We start from the raw sequence: 21,127 nt of genomic DNA, 5'->3' as shown, positions 1-21,127 counted from the left end.
TAAGAAAGTTTTATATCTTGAGTAAGGGGGAAACTCAAGAAGATAAAAGGATTTCTTAGAACGATTAAAGGAATAGAACTTGCCTAGGATTTGGTTCGCATCCTTATATCCTATATATAGGAATGAGAAAGCAAAATGCTCCGCAAAAATAAGAAAAAAATTTAACTTTAGCATTTTAGATAAAAGCATAGAGTGGAAATTAAACAAGCCTTACAAAGTCAGTTTAGGTATTATGAAAAGAAAAATTAAAATATGTACAAAAATATATTTAAAATTTCTCTGTATTGGCGTTGCTTATTTTTAGGTAATGAATATAATCTTGGGTTATATCTTTTATTTGAGCCTTTAGGGCATTCATATCTTGCACCATATGATATTTAGTATCAGACGTCGCCCATTTTGCTGGTCTACCAGCTATAGCCCAGGAAGTAGGTGTTTCTACTTCTTCATAGGGGTACTGACTTTTTACTTTCTCTAATAGAGTTTCTACCTTATGTTTAAAATAGGCATTTGTTTCTTTGATAAGATAAAGTTTATTTAAATCTCTAACACCTTCATCTAATTTAGTAAGCCTTATAGACCTAAGAGAATGTTTAACTTTCTTTTCTTTAGGAGAAGGATAAACTAAAAAACAGTCCCCAGCTTGAAAAGCTGAATGTGTAGCATCTTCTAATGGGTCTTCTACCCAGGCATCAAATGCCCAGCGAAGATAACCTGTTGCCCCTAGGGAGCCTGCATACATAATGGTCCAGTAACTTTCCACAGGCATAGATTTAATAAAACTATTAGGGAAATGCTCTGTTGCTGTATACATAGTAGTCTTTTTACCTTCTCGTTTTCTCTTTTCTACTTGCGCTTTAAAGCTTTCTACAGATTGGCGGATTTCTTCAAGGCCTACACTTGCACTATCTAAACGATTAAAGATTTGTTGATTACCTTCAAAGTCATTAAAGGCAGCGGACTTGTTTAAAGTTTTTCCATCTTTATTTTTAATCTCATCTACAATATCAAAAACAGCGCCCATATTGTGTCTTTCGTCATAGCCCATATAAATAGTGTCGAACCAGCTTTTCTCATCTAAGTGCTCAATAAAGGCTTCTAAAAAAGGAATCCATACAGAGCGGTATTCTTGTAAATGATCAATACTAACAGTTATAGTGTGCTGTTTCATAGTGAGCTCATCATAGTAAGTAATTTCATTATTCCAAGGAAGCATACTATAACAAATGACCACATCGGCTATATTTAAATCTTTTCCTAATTGAACCCACTTATCAAAATGGGTATAATCAAATGACCATTTCCCCTTTAATGTTTTAATCCATTTAATCATAGAAGGGTAATGAACTGGATTTTTGCTATAGGTTTGACCACCCCAAGCCTCCTCTACAATAGTAGCTGTAAGAGCATGTCCGCCTAATTCTTTATACAGAGATAAATGAGATTTTAATAAGTCTAGGTGCTCTGATGAGAATGGTACTACATTATAATATTCTGCACTGCTATAAGGATGATGCCAGTATTCTACATCGAACCTATAGTTTCTAGCACTAGGAAGCACTGCATCTAAAACTTCTAATTCATAGTCAAAAACAAGTTTTTCATCATCTAATGTAGACAAGAAGCTAATCGTACCTTTATATATGCCAGCCTTGGCATGATCAGGTACATTAAACTCTATCCAAATGGATGCAGGAGTGTGTGCTTCTAAAGAAAATGCAGTTTTTTCCATAAGTACATCTGGAAAAGATTCTTTAGGTCCTGTAGGCATAATGCCTTCCAGATTATGAGCATACCATCCTGCATGTCCTATAAAGCCTTTGACTTCTTTAACAAAAAAAGTTTTAATATGTTCCTTTGCTAGACAAGCTGTATCACTTTTAAAATCACTGATTTCAATATGTATATCTTGTATAAGGTGTGCTTTGCTAAGTAAAACAATTTCCGATAGGGCTTTGTCGCTTTTCCAAGCCCATAAGGATTGATGAGTTACCTGTAGATTACTTATTTCATGAGAGTATTGCTTTGTATACTGTAAACCTGTATCAACTATACTTCCTTGTAGCCACTTTGCTAAGCTCATTAAAATTCTCCTTTGAAATTAGTTTATTTAATATTTTGATAATATACTTCTTTAACATAATATAAGGAATAATAAGAGTCAATATTTAAGAAAAAATAAATGGAAAGCATTAGATTTGTCAAGATGACAAGACTATGATAGTATAGAGAAGCTTGAGAAAGACTAGAATGAGACGAGAAATGGAGAGATAAACATGGAACATTTACCAAATTGCCCAAAATGTAATTCAGAATATACTTATGAAGATGGTAGCCTTTTAGTTTGTCCAGAATGTGCACATGAGTGGACACCAGGAAGTGAAGAAGCTAGTGAGGACGTGCAAGTAATCAAAGATTCAAACGGTAACGTTTTAGCAGATGGAGATACTGTAACAGTAATCAAAGACCTTAAAGTTAAAGGTAGCTCATCTTCTATTAAAATTGGAACAAAAGTAAAAGGTATCCGTTTAATTTATGATGCAGCAGATGGCCATGATATTGATTGTAAAATTGATGGATTTGGTGCTATGAAATTAAAATCAGAGTTCGTTAAAAAAGCATAATAAATGTGATAAGAGAAGTCCTACGTGAAGTGGGACTTTTTTTGATGATAAAATAATAAAATAATGTGCAACGCATTTAATTCATTCTCTACTATATAGGTAAAGATATTTAGAAACACTCATTAGAATGAATAAGAGGAGATAAATGTATGGATGATAAGGAGATAAGTACTTTATATTGGCAACGATCTCAAATAGCTATTATTGAAACAAAGAGTAAATATGGACATTATTGCAGGGCTATTGCATCAAATATATTATCTAATTATGCAGATATAGGAGAATGTGAAAATGATACTTATATGACTGCTTGGAATATAATCCCTCCCAATCGGCCTAATAAATTATCTGTTTTTTTAGGGAGGGTAATACGTAATATTGCACTTGATAAGTATAGTTATAATAAGGCGAAAAAGCGTAATAATGAATTTGATGTTATTTTATCAGAATTAGAAGAATGTTTATCTTCACCAGATACAGTAGAGAATCAGTATGAACATGGTGAGTTAGCAAGATCAATTAGTAAATTTTTATATACGATTGATAGAGAAGCTAGAAGTGTATTTATTAGGAGATACTGGTATTCGGATTCAATCAAAAAGATTTCTACAAATTTTAATATGAGCAGTAGTAAGGTAAAGTCTATGTTACATAGAACAAGGAGTAAACTTAAAAAATATCTTGAGAAGAAAGGGTTTGAAATATGAATAAAAAATGGCTTTATAAAGAAATAGGGATGATTGATGATGATTTAATAGAAAGTGTAGCATACATAGAAAAAACACAAAAAAATAATTTAAAAAAGTGGATAGGATTAGTCGCTTGTATTTGTATTTTTATTTCATTATCGAGTACTGTATACGCTGTAGAATATTTAAAAAATCAAAGTACAGAACTTTATATACGTTATTTATCACCTGAGAATATGGAATTAACACCCGGAATAGAATATGATGCTGATAAATTTTTTGATGCATTAAAAAGTGATAAAGAAGAATATGTGTATATTGCAATTAATCGGCTTGTAGAATGTTTTAATGATGAAGTATTAAGGGAAAAGGCTATTAAGAAGATAACACCTTTTATAAAGAGTGAACAAGAAAAAATAGCACAAGCAGCCATGTTTGCAGTGGATATTTTATCGCAAAGTTATCAAAGCGAAAATATTTATAAATTATCAGATGGAAGTATTATTTTTATGTTATTTAACAATTACTCTGATTATGGAAGCCATAATGTACTTTGGAGAATAAAAGATAATGTACTTGAACAATATATTGCATTTACAGAACCCTTTATGTATATAACAGATATCATACCATCACCGGATCATTCGCTATTAGCAGTGAAAATGGCCTCTAATAAAAGTGAATTTATAGTCATTATAGATATAATAAATGGTAAGATAAGCCCAGAATTAGTGGGGACAGCAAGGGGTGTATATGGCGCACAGAAAGGAGTAAATGTACCTATGCGTATAGACAATGAAAATTATTGCAGTATTAACAGTGTTGAATGGATAACAAATGATAGGTTATCATTTAATAGTATGCTGACATATAATAATGCTGAAACAGTAGAAAATGTAACCGTGGACTATGAATTTAGTAATAAATCCATATCTATACAAATTAATAATTAATGTTCAGAGAGTTGCAGGTTGGTGTGATGCAATATTTTATATTTAAGTAAATGGACTTACGAGGGCATCCCGAAATGAGAAGAGTAGGCGATGACGGAAACTCTAACCGTTATGATGAGAGCATATGTCAGTATGTGATAAGAACTTTTTAGGTGGCTAAGTAGACTTCTACTCCTATTTTGGAGTAGGAGTTTTTTGTTTTATTAAGAAAAAAGGAGTTGAAGGAAATGCATCAAAAAAGAATTTTAACAGGGGATCGTACTACAGGAAAATTACATTTAGGACATTACGTGGGGAGTTTAAAAAATAGAGTAAGACTTCAAGATAAGTATGAAGATATTTGTGATAGATGCAAGGGGGCTAATATTGGCTGCGTAGCTTGTAAAAAGCGATTAGCGGGTTGTATCAATACACTCCTAGACCCAATGAGAGAAAAACGTGCTTATTATGAAAACCATTTAGATGAGGTGAAAGAGTTTATTATAAATGGTAGTCAGAAAGCTAATCGCATAGGGGATGCTACAATGGACGAAGTAAAGGCAGCTATGAATATTAAGTTATAAATGTTGAAGCATTCACTTAAACAAGCACGATCTGGAAAGTTTTGTAATAAGATATAGTGACAACTTTTATAGGAGTTAAAACTATGCCTCAACAAAATTTTAGAAGAATGCGTAATGAAATTCCGACTACTTATAAGACACTCGAACAAGCACTTGCACTGATGTATGATGCCGTTCAAGGCGAAGCTGAAGATGAAATGTTCTATAGTTACCTTATTTCTATAGCACCAACAAAAAATGAAAAAGATATTATTACCTCTATTCGCGATGATGAAAGAAAACATAATCAGATGTATAGAGAAATTTATAAACACTTTACAGGGCAAGAAATACCTACACCTAAAAATGTAGATTTTGATAAACCTAATTCTTATAAACAAGGTTTAACCAAGGCATTATTTGGAGAACTAAGTGCAGTAGAACGTTACCGTGATATTCGTGCAGGTTTACCTACAGAATATTATAGAGATATGGTATTTGAGATTTTAACAGATGAACTCAAACATGCTAGTAAATATAATTATTTAATCACTTTAAATAGTTAAATTTAAAAGAGTCTGTTGAAACAGGCTCTATACATACTAAGAAAGTAAGATTTGTGATACACTAATACTAAAGGAAAAGAATAAAAATAAGGTGAATGAAATGTATAAAATAGAGATATGGTTATGAGCATCTTGTTGTAACTGCTTTTGAAAATGTAATAGAGAAGATAAAGAAAGCTCAGGCACATCTTATTTTATTAGATATTAATTTGCCACTTTATGATGGATATTATATATGTAGAGAAATACGTAAAGATCTTACAACGCCGATTATTATAGTGACAAGTAGAGATAGTGAGATGGACGAGCTGATGAGTATGAACTTAGGGGCAGATGACTTTGTGACTAAGCCATACAATACACAAATTCTCCTAGCGCGTATTGCAGCCCTTATTAAGAGAACTTATGCAGCTTACCAAGAGGTTATGGCCTTTAGAAACTTCCAGATTAACTTTTCAAAAGGGGTTATTTTAAAAGGGGATGAAGAGATAAGCTTTTAATAATATAGTCTTTTTCAGTTGTATTACTTTTAGAATAGAATAAAACTTGTTCTACGAAGATTTCAATTTTATCTATTTCTTCAGCCATACTACGCGTAATAGGGTCTTTATGATTTTCAGCAAGGAGTTTAGCTGAGGCAATGGGGGTTTTTATCTCATGAACCCACATTTCAATATACTCTTGGTAAGCAATGCGTTCCATTTGATAAGCATCTAGATGATCATTCATAGATTTTGTAGTAGTTCTAAGTATCTCATAGAAGAGCTCACCTTCTTGGAAATGAGCCTGTGAAATGATATCACATAACAAATATTTTTGGTCAAGATTTTGAAGCTGATCTTGTACAGTTTTATAGTAAGCATGCTTTTTTATATACTCTAGAAGGAGTAAACTGATTAAGGCAATTGTATAAAGAGTAATAAGAGATACAATAGGATAAACTGCTGTATGAATAGCACGTAGAAAAATAATGGTAAAAAGCATTAGTATACTGTAGGTAAGTAACACTAACCATTTATCTTTTAAAAATCTTAAAAAGGACATGAAAACACCTCGCATTAGGAATAAATTTGCTTCATACTATAGCTTATAAATAAGGTTATGTACACCTAGAAAAAGAAATTTAGAAAAGAATATATAGCTATTGCAAGCATTATAGTATATAATAAGCTGTAAAACTTTTCTATACCAATAGAAAAGCCACAAAATGGACATTGTGGACACGGTGGGGTAAAAGAGCCTAGGAAGATTGTTTTTCAGTTTTCCTAGGCTTTTTGTTATATAAAATCTCCAGAGTCTATCCACCAAATACCTAAAAGTGATATAATAAAACAAATAATTTAAATATAAAACAGATGCGTAACAAAAGAAAGGAGGCACTTATGACAAAGCCTTATACACATCTACACGTTCATACAGAATATAGCTTATTAGATGGCTCCGCCAAAATAAAAGAACTCCTTGCAAAAACGAAAGAATTAGGAATGGATGCACTTGCCATTACAGACCACGGGGTTATGTATGGTGTAATTGATTTTTATAAAGAAGCCAAGAATATAGGCGTTAAACCTATTATTGGTTGTGAAGTCTATGTATCACCACGAACAAGATTTGATAAAGAAAAACAAGATTTAAGATATAACCATCTTGTACTTCTTGCTAAAAATAATGAAGGTTATCAGAACCTGATTAAAATGGTTTCTCAAGGCTTTATAGAAGGCTTCTATCGTAAGCCACGTATTGACCTTGATCTTTTAAGAGAGCACCATGAGGGGCTTATTGCCCTAGGTGCCTGTTTAGCTGGTCCGGTTTCTAGACCCCTTCTAGAAGATAATTATGAAAAAGCAAAAGAAGCAGCACTCCTTTATGAGGAAATCATGGGGAAAGATCATTTTTATTTAGAACTTCAGGATCATGGTATGAGTCAACAAGCCAAGGTAAACCCTCAGACCTTGCGCATTGCGCAGGAGACAGGAATTCCACTTGTAGCGACTAATGACGTGCACTATATATTAGAAGAAGATGCTAACCCACATGAAGTACTACTCTGCATTCAGACAGGTAAAACTATGCAGGATGAAGACCGTATGATTTATGAAGGGGGACAGTACTATCTTAAGAGTCCGGAGCAAATGTATGCACTCTTTCCTTATGCAACAGAGGCTTTAGAAAATACAGCTAAAATTGCGGAAAGATGCAATGTAACTTTTGACTTCCATGAACTGAAATTACCAAGCTTTGATGTCCCTACAGAAGAGTCGCCAGAAGAGTATCTTAGAAGACTCTGTGATGAAGGACTTGCTATGCGCTATACTCCTGTGACAGATGAGCTTCGCAAGCGTTTAGAATATGAACTTGGTATTATTATTCAAATGGGCTTCGTGGATTATTTCCTTATTGTAAGTGATTTCATCAAGTACGCAAAGCGACAAGGAATTCCAGTAGGGCCAGGACGTGGTTCGGCAGCGGGAAGTATTGTAGCTTATGCTTTAGAGATTACAGATATCGACCCGATTAAGTACAGTTTACTTTTTGAAAGGTTCCTAAACCCAGAACGTATCAGTATGCCTGATATCGATATCGACTTCTGTTATGAAAGACGTCAGGAAGTTATTGATTATGTTATTCATAAATATGGTGAAGACCGTGTAGCACAGATTATTACTTTTGGAACCATGTCAGCCAAGGCGGTTATTCGTGATGTAGGCCGTGCTATCAATATGCCTTATCCAGAAGTAGACCGTATTGCTAAGATGATTCCAAATGAGCTTAAGATGACCATAAGCAAGGCACTTAATATGAATGAAGAGCTTAATATGCTCTATGAAACAGATGAGAAAGTAAAATACCTCATTAATACAGCCCTTAAATTGGAGGGGCTTCCTCGTCACTCATCTACCCATGCAGCAGGTGTTGTAATTTCTAAAAAGCCTGTAGTAGAGTATGTGCCACTCAATGCGAGTGATGGTGTTATTACAACTCAGTACCCAATGACTACCCTTGAAGAACTGGGTCTTCTCAAGATGGACTTCCTAGGTCTTAGAACATTAACAGTTATTGATAATGCAGTGAAGTTAGTGAAGCAGAATCATGGTGTGGAACTCGATATGCATAGTATTAACTATGAAGATCCTAAAGTGTATCAAATGATTGCATCAGGTAATACAGAGGGGGTATTCCAGCTAGAGAGTGCTGGGATGAAGTCTTTCATGAAAGAACTTTGTCCAGAGAGCCTTGAAGATATTATTGCGGGGGTATCTTTATATAGACCAGGTCCAATGGACTTTATTCCAAAGTATGTAGATGGTAAACGTGATAAGGAGAGCATTACTTATACGCACCCTGCTCTTAAGCCTATTCTAGAAAATACTTACGGCTGTATTGTTTATCAGGAACAGGTTATGCAGATTGTACGAGACCTTGCAGGTTACAGTTTAGGCCGAAGTGACCTACTTCGCCGTGCTATGGGGAAAAAGAAAACAGATGTGATGCAAAAAGAACGTGATATTTTCCTTAATGGAGACGGCGTGGATGTACCAGGTGCGATTGCTAATGGTATTCCAAAAGAAATTGCAAACCAAATCTTTGATGATATGATTGACTTTGCTAAGTATGCTTTCAACAAATCACATGCGGCAGCTTATGCAGTAGTTGCCTACCAGACGGCTTTCCTTAAAACTTACTATAAAGTAGAGTTTATGGCAGCACTTATGACATCTGTTATGGATGTAACACCTAAAATTAGGCAGTATATTGATAGCTGTAAAAAGCTGGGGATACAAGTTATAGCTCCTCATATCAATGAAGGTTATGCTTATTTTAGTACGAAAGATGACTGTATTATGTATGGGCTAGCAGCCATTAAGAATGTAGGCCGTAACGTTATTGAAAAGATTGTAGAAGAACGCGAAAAGAATGGCCGCTTCAAGAGTCTGACTGACTTCTATAACCGTATGGATTCTAAAGATGTGAATAAGCGAAGCGTAGAAAGCCTTATTTTAGCAGGTGCTTTTGATGACTTTGGTGGGAAGCGTAGTCAGTATATGGCAGCTTACAAGCAAATTGCAGATGGTGTAGCTACCAATAGACGTAATAATATAGCAGGTCAGATAGACCTCTTTAGCATAGGTGGAGACGCAGAAGAGGGGAATGCTTTTGATGACCATCTGCCAAATGTACCAGAGTTTGAGATGAAGGAAATTTTAAACTTTGAAAAAGAAGTATTAGGAATTTACTTAAGTGGGCATCCACTTGATAAAGTAAGTGGACAGCTTGAGAAATACATCACACATCATGCAGTGGATCTAGAGATGACAGAAGAAGAAGGGGCAGAATTTGATGGCGACTACAAAATAACAGATGGCCAGCAAGTTATAGTAGGTGGGTTGTTAGCGGAAAAACGTGTCATTTACACTAAGACAAATCGTAAGATGGCCTTTATTACTCTAGAAGATACAACAGGTACTATAGAGTGTATCATCTTCCCAAACCAGTTTGAAAAGTTTGAAAGAGTAGATGAAACGAAGGTTTATATGATTAAAGGTCATATTTCTATTAAAGAAGAGGAAGCAGCGGTTGTGCTTGTAGATGATTTAACAACCTTAGAGGCTATTTTAAATCCAGATCAAGAAGTAGATCATATTTTATTAAGATTAGATGCAAGTCAGCGCACAGAAGATATACGTAAACAGCTTTTAAGTATATTTGCAAAGTATCCAGGAAAAACTAGAATAATCGTAGAATCCTTAGAGGATAACATGAAAAAGCCATTTCCACCTAAATATAATGTACAAGTGAATGACCAGATTATACAGGAGCTTAAAAACCTCTTAGGTAATACCTGTGTAGTAGTACCAAAATCTGAGAAATGATATTGCAATTTAAAAAATAGTTAGGTAAAATTAAAATCGATCAATATAATGTACACAAGTTTAAATTTTCTATAAGTTAAATAGTTATCAAAGCAAGGCATTAATACAAAATACTAAAACAACAGGGGGTTGTTTCTCATGAGTCAAAAAGTAACAACAATAGGTGTTTTAACAAGTGGTGGAGATGCACCAGGTATGAATGCAGCGATCCGATCAGTAGTAAGGACGGCTATCTCACGAGGTATAAAAGTGATGGGTATCCGTAAAGGCTACAATGGATTACTTGCAGGAGATGTATTTGAAATGGATACACGTAGTGTATCAGATATTATTCAGCGTGGAGGAACTATTCTTCAAACAGCTCGATGTAAAGAGTTTATAACAGCTGAAGGACAACAAAGAGGGGCTGACATGTGCCGTGTATTTGGTATTGATGGACTTGTTGTCATTGGTGGAGATGGTTCATTTCAAGGCGCAGAAAAATTGGCAAACCTCGGGATTAATACAATAGGTGTACCAGGTACAATTGACCTTGATATTGCATGTACAGAATATACAATCGGTTTTGATACAGCTGTTAATACAGCTATGGATGCAATTAATAAGATTCGTGATACATCTACTTCACATAGACGTTGTTCCATTGTAGAAGTTATGGGACGCCATGCAGGTTACATTGCACTTTGGTGTGCTATTAACTCTGGAGCTGAAATGGTGCTTTTACCAGAGGTACCAAGACCAAGTGATGAAGAGATTGTTAAAAAAATTATTGAAAATAAAAATAAAGGTAAGAAACATTTCCTAATTGTTGTAGCAGAAGGTGTAGGGGGGGCAGAACAGCTTGCACAAACTATAGAAAAAGTAACAGGTATTGAATCACGCGCTACTATTTTAGGACATCTTCAAAGAGGGGGTTCTCCTACTGCTGTAGATAGAATGCAAGCGTCTATGATGGGAGCAAAAGCAGTAGATCTCCTTTGCGAAGGCAAGGCAAAACGTGTTGTAGCTTATATCAATGGACAATACGTAGATTATGATATTAATGAAGCACTCAAAATGACTAAACAGTTAGACCCATATATGTATAGTTTAAGCGATATTCTTTGCTAGAAGATAAAATAGAGATTTATTAAAGGGAGAAAAGCGATGCGTAAAACTAAAATTGTGAGTACACTTGGGCCTAAAACAAGAGAATGTGACCAAATTAGAAAGATTATTATGGCAGGAGCAGATGCTATCCGTATTAATTTTTCACATGATAATCATGAGATTCATGGTGAAACAGTGAAACGTGTAAAACAGGTAAGAGAAGAAATAGGTAGACCTATTCCGCTCATCCTAGATACTAAAGGACCTGAAATTCGTACGGGTATTATGGCAGATGATCAAGAGATTAAGTTAAATATTGGTGACATTTTTACGCTTACTACGGAAGAGGTAGAAGGAAATAAAGAAAGAGTCAGTGTGACTTATAAGAACTTACCCTATGATTTAAAACGTGGTAGTCGTATTCTTATTGATGATGGTTTAATTGAGTTAAAAGTAAAAAATCTTACCAGTACAGAAGTCGAGTGTATTGTGGAAAACGGGGGAATACTGGGCTCAAGAAAAGGGATTAATATCCCTGATGTATTTGTAAATTTACCTGCTTTAACAGATAAGGATTTAGCAGATATTAAGTTTGGCGCAGAAGTAGGCTTTGACTATATTGCAGCTTCTTTCATCAGATGTGCTAATGATGTAGTGAAAATCCGTCAGGTACTTGAAGCAAATGGTGGCAGTCATATCCAGATTATTGCTAAAATCGAAAATCGTGATGGCGTAAATAATATTGATGAAATTCTTCAAGTTGCAGATGCTATTATGGTTGCGCGTGGGGATCTTGGTGTAGAAATTCCTGCAGAAGAAGTACCTATTGTACAGAAAATACTTATTAAAAAAGCAAATGACTTAGGTAAAGTTGTTGTAACAGCAACACAGATGCTAGATTCTATGATTCGTAACCCACGCCCTACACGTGCGGAGGCAAGTGACGTCGCTAATGCTATTTTTGATGGTACATCTGCTATTATGTTATCAGGTGAAACAGCTAAAGGAGATTATCCCCTTGAAGCTATTAGTATGATGAATCGCATCGCTATTACTGCAGAAGGCGCAAGTAAGCTTTATAATTTACCAATGGCTTTAAATGAAGCTAAGCTTAGCATGACGAATGCGATTAGTCATGCTACTTGCCAGACAGCAACAGAGCTAGGGGCAGCAGCTATTGTGACGATTAGTAAGTCAGGACATACAGCACGCGCTGTATCTAAGTATAAACCAACTTGCCCAATTGTAGCTTGTACAACAGATGAAAGAGTACAACGTCAGCTGAATCTAGTATGGGGATGTACGCCACTTCTTATGAATATAGAAGAAGGGTCAACAGATGAAGTCTTTAACACGGCAATTAAGAAAACGGAAGAACTTGGATTTGCCAATCAAGGAGATGTAGTTGTCCTTACGGCAGGTGTTCCCGTTGGTGTAGCAGGCACAACGAATGTTCTTAAAACGCAATATGTAGGCAATGTATTAGCACGTGGTATAGGTTATGGCAAAAAAGCTGTAACAGGTAAAGCAAGTGTTATTAAAGTATTACAAGAAGCAGATAGATACTTCAAAAAAGGAGATATCTTGGTCACTGCTAAAACAGATAATACTTTCTTACCTTATATGAAAAAAGCTAGTGCTATCGTTGTTGAAGAAAGCACACATGAAGAAAATAACCATGCAGCGATTGTAGGTAGAACTTTAGACATTCCAGTTATTATTGGGGCTAAAAATGTGGTTGAGGCTGTTAGCAATGCAACGACTATTACAGTAGATAGTGATAAAGGTCTTGTATACAATGGTGCAGTTTTAGAAAAATAGATGATCATTTAAAAAGGTAGCATTTTGCTACCTTTTTTTACATTTAAATAGCCAAGCCTTATATACATGATAATAAGTGAAAATGCTAAACCTAATAAAAGTTAAGAAAGCGTTAAGAAAAGATATGAAAAGGCTGTATTTTAAAGTAGGGTATGATATAATAACAAACGATTACATAAAATTAGTAAATCATAGGAGAGAATGAGAAAATGAACAATGTAAATGAGCAACATGGGATTTTTAGAAGTAGCCTAGGACCTTCACAGATCTTAGTAGCTGGCTTCTTAATGGTTATCTTAGTTGCAACAGTACTGCTCATGTTACCGATAAGTAGTCAAAGTGGACAAACTACAGGCTTTATTGATGCTTTATTTACTTCTACTTCAGCAGTTTGTGTAACAGGACTTGTAGTCGTGAATACATTAGAGTATTGGTCTTTGTTTGGAAAAATCGTTATTTTGTTTTGTATCCAAATAGGTGGACTTGGTTTTATGTCTTTAGTAAGTATGATTTTTGTTTTTATGGGTAAAAAAATCACTTTAAAAAACAGACTTCTTATGCAAGAGGCATTTAGTTTTAATACAACGGCAGGGATTGTAAGATTTGCCAAAGCAGTTGTGCAGCTTACCTTTTTGGTAGAAGGTATAGGTGCAATTTTATTATCTTTGGTTTTTATACCAGAACATGGCCTTATAAAAGGTATAGGGTATTCTATTTTCCATGCGATTTCAGCCTTTTGTAATGCAGGATTTGATTTGGTCGGATCAAATAGTTTAGTACCTTATGTAGGGAATGGGATCATTAACTTTACGATTATGGGGCTTATTATAGCAAGTGGACTTGGGTTTAGTGTATGGATTGATACTTATAATATCATTAAGATGAAACGTCAATCAGCAGAGCATTTTACATGGAAACAAGCTTTTTATAAATTATCGTTACATACAAAACTTGTATGGACTATTACAATAATACTTATTGTAATAGGATTTGTTTTCTTCTTCTTAGTAGAATATAACAACCCAGCAACTTTAGGTGCATTAAGCTTAAAAGATAAGATATATGCGGCACTTTTCCAATCTGTAGCACCACGTACAGCAGGATTTAATACATTACCATTAGCGGAATTAACACCAGCTTCACAACTTATGAGTGTTATTTTAATGTTCATTGGGGGATCACCAGCAGGTACAGCAGGTGGTGTGAAGACTGTTACAATAGGTGTTCTAGTTTTATGTGCACTCTCTACAATTAAAGGGAGAGAAAATACTGTGGTTTATAAACGTCGTATTCCAATGGCTGTTATAGCAAGAGCACTAACTGTAGTGATTATTGCTATTGTAGTTGTTTTGGGTACACTAATGATTTTAACTGTCACAGAAGATGCAGCCTTTATGGAGCTGTTATTTGAGGTGGTATCAGCCTTTGGTACAGTAGGTTCAACTTTAGGTATTACAACAAGCCTGACACCTATAGGGAAAATCATTATTATTATGCTGATGTTTATTGGACGATTAGGTACTATTACAATTGCAGTAGCCCTTATGGTAAGACAAGGCAAAACAAAAGAAAAACACATCATTCAATATCCAGAAGAGAAAGTCTTGGTAGGTTAGAAAGAGAGGGTTAAATAATGAGAGGGAAACAATTTGTAATTTTTGGGCTAGGTAGATTTGGCATTAGTCTTGCAACAACATTATCAGAAGCAGGTTATGAGGTAATGGTTGTCGATAAGTGTGAAGAGAGTATTCAAGAGATTGCGCCGTTTGTAACACATGCTGTACAGGCAGATGCAGCAGATATGGATACCCTTAAATCACTTGGAATTCGTAATTTTGATGTAGCGATTGTAGCAATTGGTAAAGATATTCAATCCAGTATTATGACGACATTACTTTTAAAAGAATTAGGTATTCCTTACGTTGTTGCAAAGGCAAGTAGTGAGATTCATGAACGTGTACTTAGAAAAATTGGAGCAGACCGTATTATTTTACCAGAACAGGAAATGGGTATCCGTATTGCGAATAACCTTATTTCAGGGAATATCCTCGATCACATCCAACTTTCTTCAGAATATAGTATTATTGAAATGGGTATCTTACCAGAATGGAGAGGTAAGAGCATTATTGAGTTAGACCCACGTGGTGTATATGGCATCAATATTATTGCTGTTCAAAGAGGCGGTGTCATTGATATTTCTCCATCTCCTAATTATATATTAGAGCAAGAAGACACACTTGTTGTAGTTGGAAGCAACAAGCAGATTCAAATACTAGAGGCAAAACGTTATGGCAAATAGTAAGTTTATTACAAGTGCAGCGAATCCTATTATTAAGAACATTCAGTTGCTACAAAGTAAGAAAAATGAGCGTAAAAAACAAGGTTTATTTATTATAGAAGGCATTAGAAGTATTAATGAGATACCACAAGAGTATGAAATTGATACGATTGTAATGAGTGACTTATTTGATGAAAGCCTTTTAAAGGTATCCGCTACAAGAAATGCTCTTCTTGTACCAAGTGAACTTTTTAAAGTGATTAGCGATACACAGACACCTCAAGGCGTTTTAGCCCTTGTGAAGATGAAAACATTACAATTAGAAGATATAGAGGTTAAAGCAAATGGTTTCTACCTTATGCTTGAGAATCTTCAAGACCCAGGTAATTTAGGAACTATTATTAGAAGTGCCTATGGGTTTGGTGTAGATGCCATTTTCCTCACTAAAGGATGCGTAGACCTTTATAGTCCTAAAACAGTTAGAAGTACAATGGGAGCATCATTACATGTACCTGTTATAACAGATAAATCATTAGAAGATTATATGGCGTGGGCAAAGGGGCATGGACTTACATGCTTTACAACAGCATTAGATGATACAGCTAAGGAAGTAGCTAAAGCAGACCTTACAAAAGGGCTTATGTTAGTTATTGGAAATGAAGGAAACGGTGTATCTGGAGAAGCCATTGCAAAAGCTGACCAGAATGTATACATTCCAATGCCTGGTGGCTTAGAGTCTTTAAATGCATCTATTGCAGCTTCAATCTGTATGTACGAAGTCATGCGCCAGCGCTTATAGGGTATGGGTGTTGACAAACGAAATAGAACACTCTATAATGAGGACATAATTTAAGTTAGAATAGAGCAATAGACGATGAAAAGAAGAGTAGTCTAGTAAGAGTATTTTTAGAGAGCCAATGTTGCTGGGAATTTGGTAATACGTATTAGATGAAGAACATCTTGGAGTTTCTAACCGAAAAGTAATGAGTAGGCTTAGACGGGACTAGACCGTTACATCTAGAGTATATTAGTAGATATACTTGGATCAGAGTTGGGCCATAAGGTCAACTAGGGTGGTACCGCGGAGATACAGCTTCGTCCCTATAAATTTTTATAGGGATGGGGCTTTTTTTATTGTCTTTGCCAAAAATAAGAATAGATTAAAGGAGATGGAGTAAATGGATACAGTAGCAATCAGACATTTATATCATGATACAGACAAGTATCAAGGTCAAATTGTAACAGTAGCAGGTTGGGTAAGAACAGTTAGAGATTCAAAAACATTTGGGTTCATTGAACTTAATGATGGAACATTCTTCAAAAGTGTACAAATCGTATTTGAAGACCAATTAGAGAATTTCAAAGAAATTGCAAAACTTGGTGTAGGTGCAGCAATTATCGTAACGGGTAATATGATTTTAACACCAGGACAAAAACAACCTTTCGAAATCAAAGCAACTGAAATTGTAGTAGAAGGGAGCTGTCCAAGTGAATACCCACTTCAAAAGAAACGTCACTCATTTGAATTTTTAAGACAAATCGCTCACTTAAGACCAAGAACAAATACTTTCTCAGCAGTATTTAGAGTACGTTCTCTTGCAGCTTATGCAATTCATAAGTTCTTCCAAGAACGTAACTTCGTTTATGCACATACACCACTTATTACAGCAAGTGACTGTGAAGGTGCAGGAGAAATGTTTAGAGTCACAACGCTTGATCCTAAAAATCCTCCATTAGATGAAAATGATGAAGTAAACTATAAAGAAGATTTCTTTGGTAAAATGGCTAACCTTACAGTAAGTGGTCAGCTTTCAGCAGAAACATTTGCTATGGCATTTAGAGATGTTTACACATTCGGACCAACATTCCGTGCTGAGAAATCAAATACACCTCGTCATGCAGCTGAGTTCTGGATGATCGAGCCAGAAATCGCTTTTGCAGACCTTAAAGATGATATGCGCCTTGCAGAAGATATGGTAAAATTCGTTATTAACTACGTACTTGAAAATGCACCAGAAGAAATGGCATTCTTCAACCAATTCGTAGATAAAGGTATCCTTGAAAGATTACAAGGTGTTGCAAGCGCAGATTTCGGTGTTGTAGATTATACAGAAGCTGTAGAAATTCTTAAAACTTGCGGTAAAGAATTTGAATATCCAGTATACTGGGGATGTGACCTTCAAACAGAACATGAACGTTTCTTAACAGAAGAACACTTCAAAAAACCAGTATTCGTAATCAACTATCCAAAAGAAATTAAAGCTTTCTATATGAAACTTAATGAAGACGGCAAAACAGTAGCAGCTATGGATCTTCTTGTACCAGGTATTGGTGAACTTGTAGGGGGTAGCCAAAGGGAAGAAAACTTAGACGTTCTTCTTGAAAGAATGGCAGAACTTGGGCTTAAAGAAGAAGATTACTGGTGGTACTTAGACCTTAGAAGATTCGGTGGTACTCGTCATGCAGGATTCGGTCTTGGATTCGAAAGACTTATCATGTACTTAACAGGTATGACTAACATCCGTGACGTAATTCCATTCCCAAGAACTACAGGTCAAGCAGACTTCTAAGATAAATTCTAGCGAGTTAAAAGCTTTTTCCTACTTTTTTAGGGAAAGTGAGAAGAAAAGGGAAGACAAGAAAAAACAACAGATTAAGTATCCCAAATCGGGAACAACCTTATTTGAGTGAAAATAAGGTTGTTCCCGATTTTTTATTTAAAAAATATCTCTATATTTTGTTGTAAAATGTTGAATGAATTTTAAAATTATATATAATAGATTTTAGTATTTAGAATTATAATATTTTAGGAGGATATCATTGTGGGAGAAAAGGTAACATTGAAAGAAGGATATATTCAATCTGCTGAGCCATATGAAAGTATCATTGTAAGAAGGGGCATTTTTGAAACACTTCCTATTAAAGAGGGATGTATTATGTTTGTAGGAGACTCTCTTACTCAAAGAAATGAATGGGCAGATATGCTAAATAATAAAAATGTGGTGAATAGAGGAATTGATAGTGACAGAATAACTTGGCTGAATGAACGTATGCCAAACTTATTAGCGAATAAGCCCTCTAAAGTATTTCTTAAAATAGGAATCAATGATATTTGGGATGGCAAGCGTGCACCTCAAATTGCAGAAGAGTATAGCATGATTTTAGATCAATTTAAAACGATAGAAAATTGTACAGTTTATGTTCAAAGTTGTTTACCAGTTAATAATACAGAGTATAATCATAAAATCAATAATCAAGATGTCCAAGAGGTTAATCATGCGTTAGAAAAATTAGCTCATGAATATGGATATGAATACATAAATTTATACGATGCATTTATAAATGAAAGAAATGAGCTCAAAGCAGAGTATACTCATGATGGTGCACATCTAACCGGTCAAGGTTATGTAGCTTGGAAAAAACAAATAGAGAAATATATTTAAAAAAGGTGCAGAAATTTATCTCTGCACCTTTTTATATTTAAATGATATAATTCAATCTATTATACAAAAAGACTAACACTTTATTTTAGGGGGGTATCTTCTATTATAGCACAGCTTGAAGACTACTTAAATAAGCAATAAATAGGTAATAAAAAGTTTGTAAAAACACTACAAAAACAGGGTAAAATAAGCCTTAGAAAAAGGGTGAAATTAAGACTACTCAAATAAGAGTAAAAGGGGTATGATATATACTTGAGATTTTAAGAAGAACGGACAACACTTAGGAGGATGAGCAATGAAAATAGGATTCGATCACAATAAATATTTACAAGAACAATCAGAGTATATTTTAGAGCGCGTTAATAATTATGATAAACTCTATTTAGAATTTGGTGGAAAACTTTTATTCGATATGCATGCGAAAAGAGTACTTCCTGGCTTTGATGAAAATGCAAAAATCAAATTACTGCATAAACTTAAAGATAAGGTAGAAATCGTTATCTGTGTTTATGCAGGAGATATTGAACGTAATAAAATTCGTGGTGACTTCGGTATTACTTATGACATGGATGTTTTAAGACTTATCGATGATCTTAGAGAATATGATTTAGATGTAAACAGTGTTGTTATTACACGTTTTGAGAATCAACCAGCAACAACAGTGTTCATCAACAAACTTGAAAGACGTGGTATCAAAGTTTACAAACATAGTGCAACAGCTGGCTATCCAACAGATGTTGATACAATTGTAAGTGATGAAGGGTATGGAAAAAACCCATATATTGAAACAACTAAACCAATTGTAGTTGTAACAGCTCCAGGACCAGGTAGCGGCAAACTTGCAACATGTCTTAGCCAGCTTTATCATGAATATAAAAGAGGTAATGTAGCAGGATATTCTAAATTTGAAACTTTCCCAGTGTGGAATGTACCACTTAAACATCCTCTTAATATTGCTTATGAAGCAGCAACAGCTGACCTTAAAGATGTGAATATGATCGATTCATTCCATTTAGAAGCATACAATGAGCTTGCAGTAAACTATAACCGTGACCTTGAGACTTTCCCAATCTTAAAACGTATTATTGAGAAAATCACAGGAGAAGAAGCTGTATACAAATCACCAACAGATATGGGTGTTAACCGTGTAGGGTTTGGTATTGTAGACGATGAAGTAGTAAAAGAAGCTTCAAGACAAGAAATCATCAGAAGATATTTTAAAACAGCTTGTGAATACAAAAAAGGTCATGCAGATAAAGAAACAGTACAACATGTAAAGCTGATTATGGAAGAGCTTGGTCTTAAAGAAAGCGACCGTAAATGTGCAGTAGCAGCAAGAGAAGTAGCAGAAAAAATGAGAGAAAACGTAGAAGTTGGTGAAATCTGCTCAGCAGTAGCAATTGAACTTCATGATGGTACAATCATTACAGGTAAGAGCTCACAACTTATGGATGGAACATGTGCGGCACTTATTAATGCAATCAAATACTTTGCAAACATTGCAGATGAAATGCACCTTATCTCTCCAGTTATTTTAGAACCAATCTTAGCTTTAAAAGAAAAAACGCTTAAAAACAAAAATGCAGCATTAAACTGTGAAGAAGTACTCATTGCGCTTACAATTTGTTCAGCAACAAATCCAATGGCTCAAATAGCACTTGAAAAATTAGAAATGCTTAAAGGGTGTGAAGCACATGCTACAACAATTTTAAGCCATAACAATGAAAATGCATTCAAAAAATTAGGCATCGAAGTAACTTGTGATGCTGTTTATCCAACAGATAACTTATATTACAACAACTAATTTAATCCTATAAAAGTAACAGGTCCTTTAGTATAGAAGGGCCTGTTATTTTTTACATTCAAGGGGAAGTAGTCAATGCTTCTTTAAGGAGAGAGCTCAGATGAGCGTATTTGGTACTATAGTGTTTTAATAGGGTGATATATAAGGAAAAAAGTGTGAAATTTTAGGGTGATTAGAGTGCATAAATCTAGTAAAATCAAGGGTTTAAGTGATATAAGGAATTTTTTTTTACAAAAAAACTTAAAAAAAATGAAAAAAAATATTTACATACGTCAACGGATGTGTTATTATAAAACACGTTGAGGCCCGTTGGTCAAGCGGTTAAGACACCGCCCTTTCACGGCGGTAACAGGGGTTCGATTCCCCTACGGGTCATTGCTAGAAATAGCATATCGGGGTGTGGCTCAGTTTGGCTAGAGCGCCTGATTTGGGTTCAGGAGGCCGCAG

The 21,127-nt window shown here is 34.9% G+C and carries 15 protein-coding genes, 1 tRNA gene, 2 pseudogenes and 1 other annotated feature; of the genes and pseudogenes, 16 read left to right on the top strand and 2 right to left on the bottom strand.

What is annotated here, in order from left to right; translation table 11 throughout:
- Window positions 1-268: 268 nt before the first annotated feature.
- Window positions 269-2,083 (bottom strand): DUF4091 domain-containing protein, encoded by a 1,815-nt coding sequence (locus ACLTBU_RS13320; RefSeq protein ID WP_412219367.1) that lies wholly within the window; start codon window positions 2,081-2,083, stop codon window positions 269-271.
- Window positions 2,084-2,276: 193 nt separating this feature from the next.
- Here ACLTBU_RS13320 and ACLTBU_RS13315 point away from each other — a divergent pair, with 193 nt between their 5' ends.
- From ACLTBU_RS13315 to ACLTBU_RS13290, 6 genes and pseudogenes are all read left to right on the top strand, one after another.
- Entirely contained in the window at window positions 2,277-2,624 is a 348-nt protein-coding gene (locus ACLTBU_RS13315) for a zinc ribbon domain-containing protein YjdM (RefSeq protein ID WP_177668909.1), read from the top strand.
- Between the two features lie 149 nt (window positions 2,625-2,773).
- On the top strand, window positions 2,774-3,331 hold the full coding sequence (locus ACLTBU_RS13310; protein ID WP_412219365.1) for an RNA polymerase sigma factor: 558 nt from the start codon (window positions 2,774-2,776) through the stop codon (window positions 3,329-3,331).
- Entirely contained in the window at window positions 3,328-4,266 is a 939-nt protein-coding gene (locus tag ACLTBU_RS13305) for a hypothetical protein (RefSeq protein WP_412219363.1), read from the top strand. Before ACLTBU_RS13310 ends, ACLTBU_RS13305 begins: the two co-directional genes overlap by 4 nt.
- Window positions 4,267-4,493: 227 nt before the next feature.
- Window positions 4,494-4,601, top strand: a pseudogene (locus ACLTBU_RS13300) (tryptophan--tRNA ligase); the annotation flags it as partial.
- A gap of 311 nt (window positions 4,602-4,912) precedes the next feature.
- On the top strand, window positions 4,913-5,374 hold the full coding sequence (locus ACLTBU_RS13295) for a ferritin-like domain-containing protein (protein ID WP_320650198.1): 462 nt from the start codon (window positions 4,913-4,915) through the stop codon (window positions 5,372-5,374).
- Between the two features lie 131 nt (window positions 5,375-5,505).
- Window positions 5,506-5,874 (top strand): annotated as a pseudogene (locus ACLTBU_RS13290) (response regulator); the annotation flags it as partial.
- On the opposite strand, the gene ACLTBU_RS13285 reads toward ACLTBU_RS13290, so the two are convergent.
- Complete coding sequence (locus ACLTBU_RS13285; RefSeq protein ID WP_412219361.1) at window positions 5,840-6,418, bottom strand: hypothetical protein; 579 nt, start codon at window positions 6,416-6,418, stop codon at window positions 5,840-5,842. The pseudogene ACLTBU_RS13290 and the gene ACLTBU_RS13285 overlap by 35 nt on opposite strands.
- A 338-nt stretch (window positions 6,419-6,756) precedes the next feature.
- Between ACLTBU_RS13285 and ACLTBU_RS13280 the strand changes: the two genes are divergently transcribed.
- From ACLTBU_RS13280 to ACLTBU_RS13235, 10 genes are all read left to right on the top strand, one after another.
- Window positions 6,757-10,245 carry a DNA polymerase III subunit alpha gene (locus tag ACLTBU_RS13280; RefSeq protein ID WP_412219359.1) on the top strand — a complete coding sequence of 1,163 codons (3,489 nt, stop codon included), beginning with the start codon at window positions 6,757-6,759 and terminating at the stop codon, window positions 10,243-10,245.
- Window positions 10,246-10,383: 138 nt separating this feature from the next.
- A complete protein-coding gene (gene pfkA / locus ACLTBU_RS13275; RefSeq protein ID WP_249332332.1) occupies window positions 10,384-11,355 on the top strand; it encodes a 6-phosphofructokinase in 972 nt (323 codons plus the stop codon).
- 36 nt (window positions 11,356-11,391) lie between these two features.
- Window positions 11,392-13,155 (top strand): pyruvate kinase, encoded by a 1,764-nt coding sequence (gene pyk / locus ACLTBU_RS13270; protein WP_412219358.1) that lies wholly within the window; start codon window positions 11,392-11,394, stop codon window positions 13,153-13,155.
- A 209-nt stretch (window positions 13,156-13,364) separates the two neighbouring features.
- Window positions 13,365-14,771 carry a TrkH family potassium uptake protein gene (locus ACLTBU_RS13265; RefSeq protein ID WP_177668886.1) on the top strand — a complete coding sequence of 469 codons (1,407 nt, stop codon included), beginning with the start codon at window positions 13,365-13,367 and terminating at the stop codon, window positions 14,769-14,771.
- A gap of 17 nt (window positions 14,772-14,788) precedes the next feature.
- On the top strand, window positions 14,789-15,454 hold the full coding sequence (locus ACLTBU_RS13260; protein ID WP_177668884.1) for a potassium channel family protein: 666 nt from the start codon (window positions 14,789-14,791) through the stop codon (window positions 15,452-15,454).
- Window positions 15,444-16,232, top strand: a complete 789-nt coding sequence (locus ACLTBU_RS13255; RefSeq protein WP_177668882.1) for a TrmH family RNA methyltransferase — start codon at window positions 15,444-15,446, stop codon at window positions 16,230-16,232. Before ACLTBU_RS13260 ends, ACLTBU_RS13255 begins: the two co-directional genes overlap by 11 nt.
- A 66-nt stretch (window positions 16,233-16,298) precedes the next feature.
- Window positions 16,299-16,539 (top strand) — a binding site (T-box leader).
- Between the two features lie 72 nt (window positions 16,540-16,611).
- Window positions 16,612-18,003: an asparagine--tRNA ligase gene (asnS, locus tag ACLTBU_RS13250; RefSeq protein WP_412219355.1), complete on the top strand. Its 1,392-nt coding sequence runs from the start codon at window positions 16,612-16,614 to the stop codon at window positions 18,001-18,003.
- 252 nt (window positions 18,004-18,255) lie between these two features.
- Window positions 18,256-18,876: a GDSL-type esterase/lipase family protein gene (locus ACLTBU_RS13245; RefSeq protein ID WP_412219353.1), complete on the top strand. Its 621-nt coding sequence runs from the start codon at window positions 18,256-18,258 to the stop codon at window positions 18,874-18,876.
- Window positions 18,877-19,171: 295 nt separating this feature from the next.
- Window positions 19,172-20,680 (top strand): DUF1846 domain-containing protein, encoded by a 1,509-nt coding sequence (locus ACLTBU_RS13240; RefSeq protein ID WP_177668876.1) that lies wholly within the window; start codon window positions 19,172-19,174, stop codon window positions 20,678-20,680.
- Window positions 20,681-20,983: 303 nt separating this feature from the next.
- Window positions 20,984-21,055: transfer RNA gene (locus tag ACLTBU_RS13235), tRNA-Glu, on the top strand.
- Window positions 21,056-21,127: the final 72 nt, after the last annotated feature.

It is taken from the genome of Zhenhengia sp., assembly GCF_046966505.1.
Taxonomy (GTDB): Bacteria; Bacillota; Clostridia; order Lachnospirales; family Cellulosilyticaceae; genus Zhenhengia; species Zhenhengia yiwuensis.
Note: the sequence above shows the minus strand (reverse complement) of the source record. Positions and strands in the feature narration are given on the sequence as shown.

Excerpts from the sequence above, each read along its gene's own strand:
- ACLTBU_RS13315 (WP_177668909.1), top strand. The coding sequence starts at position 2,277 with ATGGAACATTTACCAAATTGCCCAAAATGTAATTCAGAATATACTTAT.
- ACLTBU_RS13320 (WP_412219367.1), bottom strand. The coding sequence starts at position 2,083 with ATGAGCTTAGCAAAGTGGCTACAAGGAAGTATAGTTGATACAGGTTTA.
- ACLTBU_RS13240 (WP_177668876.1), top strand. The coding sequence starts at position 19,172 with ATGAAAATAGGATTCGATCACAATAAATATTTACAAGAACAATCAGAG.
- ACLTBU_RS13295 (WP_320650198.1), top strand. The coding sequence starts at position 4,913 with ATGCCTCAACAAAATTTTAGAAGAATGCGTAATGAAATTCCGACTACT.
- ACLTBU_RS13285 (WP_412219361.1), bottom strand. The coding sequence starts at position 6,418 with ATGTCCTTTTTAAGATTTTTAAAAGATAAATGGTTAGTGTTACTTACC.
- pfkA (WP_249332332.1), top strand. The coding sequence starts at position 10,384 with ATGAGTCAAAAAGTAACAACAATAGGTGTTTTAACAAGTGGTGGAGAT.
- asnS (WP_412219355.1), top strand. The coding sequence starts at position 16,612 with ATGGATACAGTAGCAATCAGACATTTATATCATGATACAGACAAGTAT.
- ACLTBU_RS13260 (WP_177668884.1), top strand. The coding sequence starts at position 14,789 with ATGAGAGGGAAACAATTTGTAATTTTTGGGCTAGGTAGATTTGGCATT.
- ACLTBU_RS13280 (WP_412219359.1), top strand. The coding sequence starts at position 6,757 with ATGACAAAGCCTTATACACATCTACACGTTCATACAGAATATAGCTTA.
- ACLTBU_RS13305 (WP_412219363.1), top strand. The coding sequence starts at position 3,328 with ATGAATAAAAAATGGCTTTATAAAGAAATAGGGATGATTGATGATGAT.
- pyk (WP_412219358.1), top strand. The coding sequence starts at position 11,392 with ATGCGTAAAACTAAAATTGTGAGTACACTTGGGCCTAAAACAAGAGAA.
- ACLTBU_RS13255 (WP_177668882.1), top strand. The coding sequence starts at position 15,444 with ATGGCAAATAGTAAGTTTATTACAAGTGCAGCGAATCCTATTATTAAG.
- ACLTBU_RS13310 (WP_412219365.1), top strand. The coding sequence starts at position 2,774 with ATGGATGATAAGGAGATAAGTACTTTATATTGGCAACGATCTCAAATA.
- ACLTBU_RS13265 (WP_177668886.1), top strand. The coding sequence starts at position 13,365 with ATGAACAATGTAAATGAGCAACATGGGATTTTTAGAAGTAGCCTAGGA.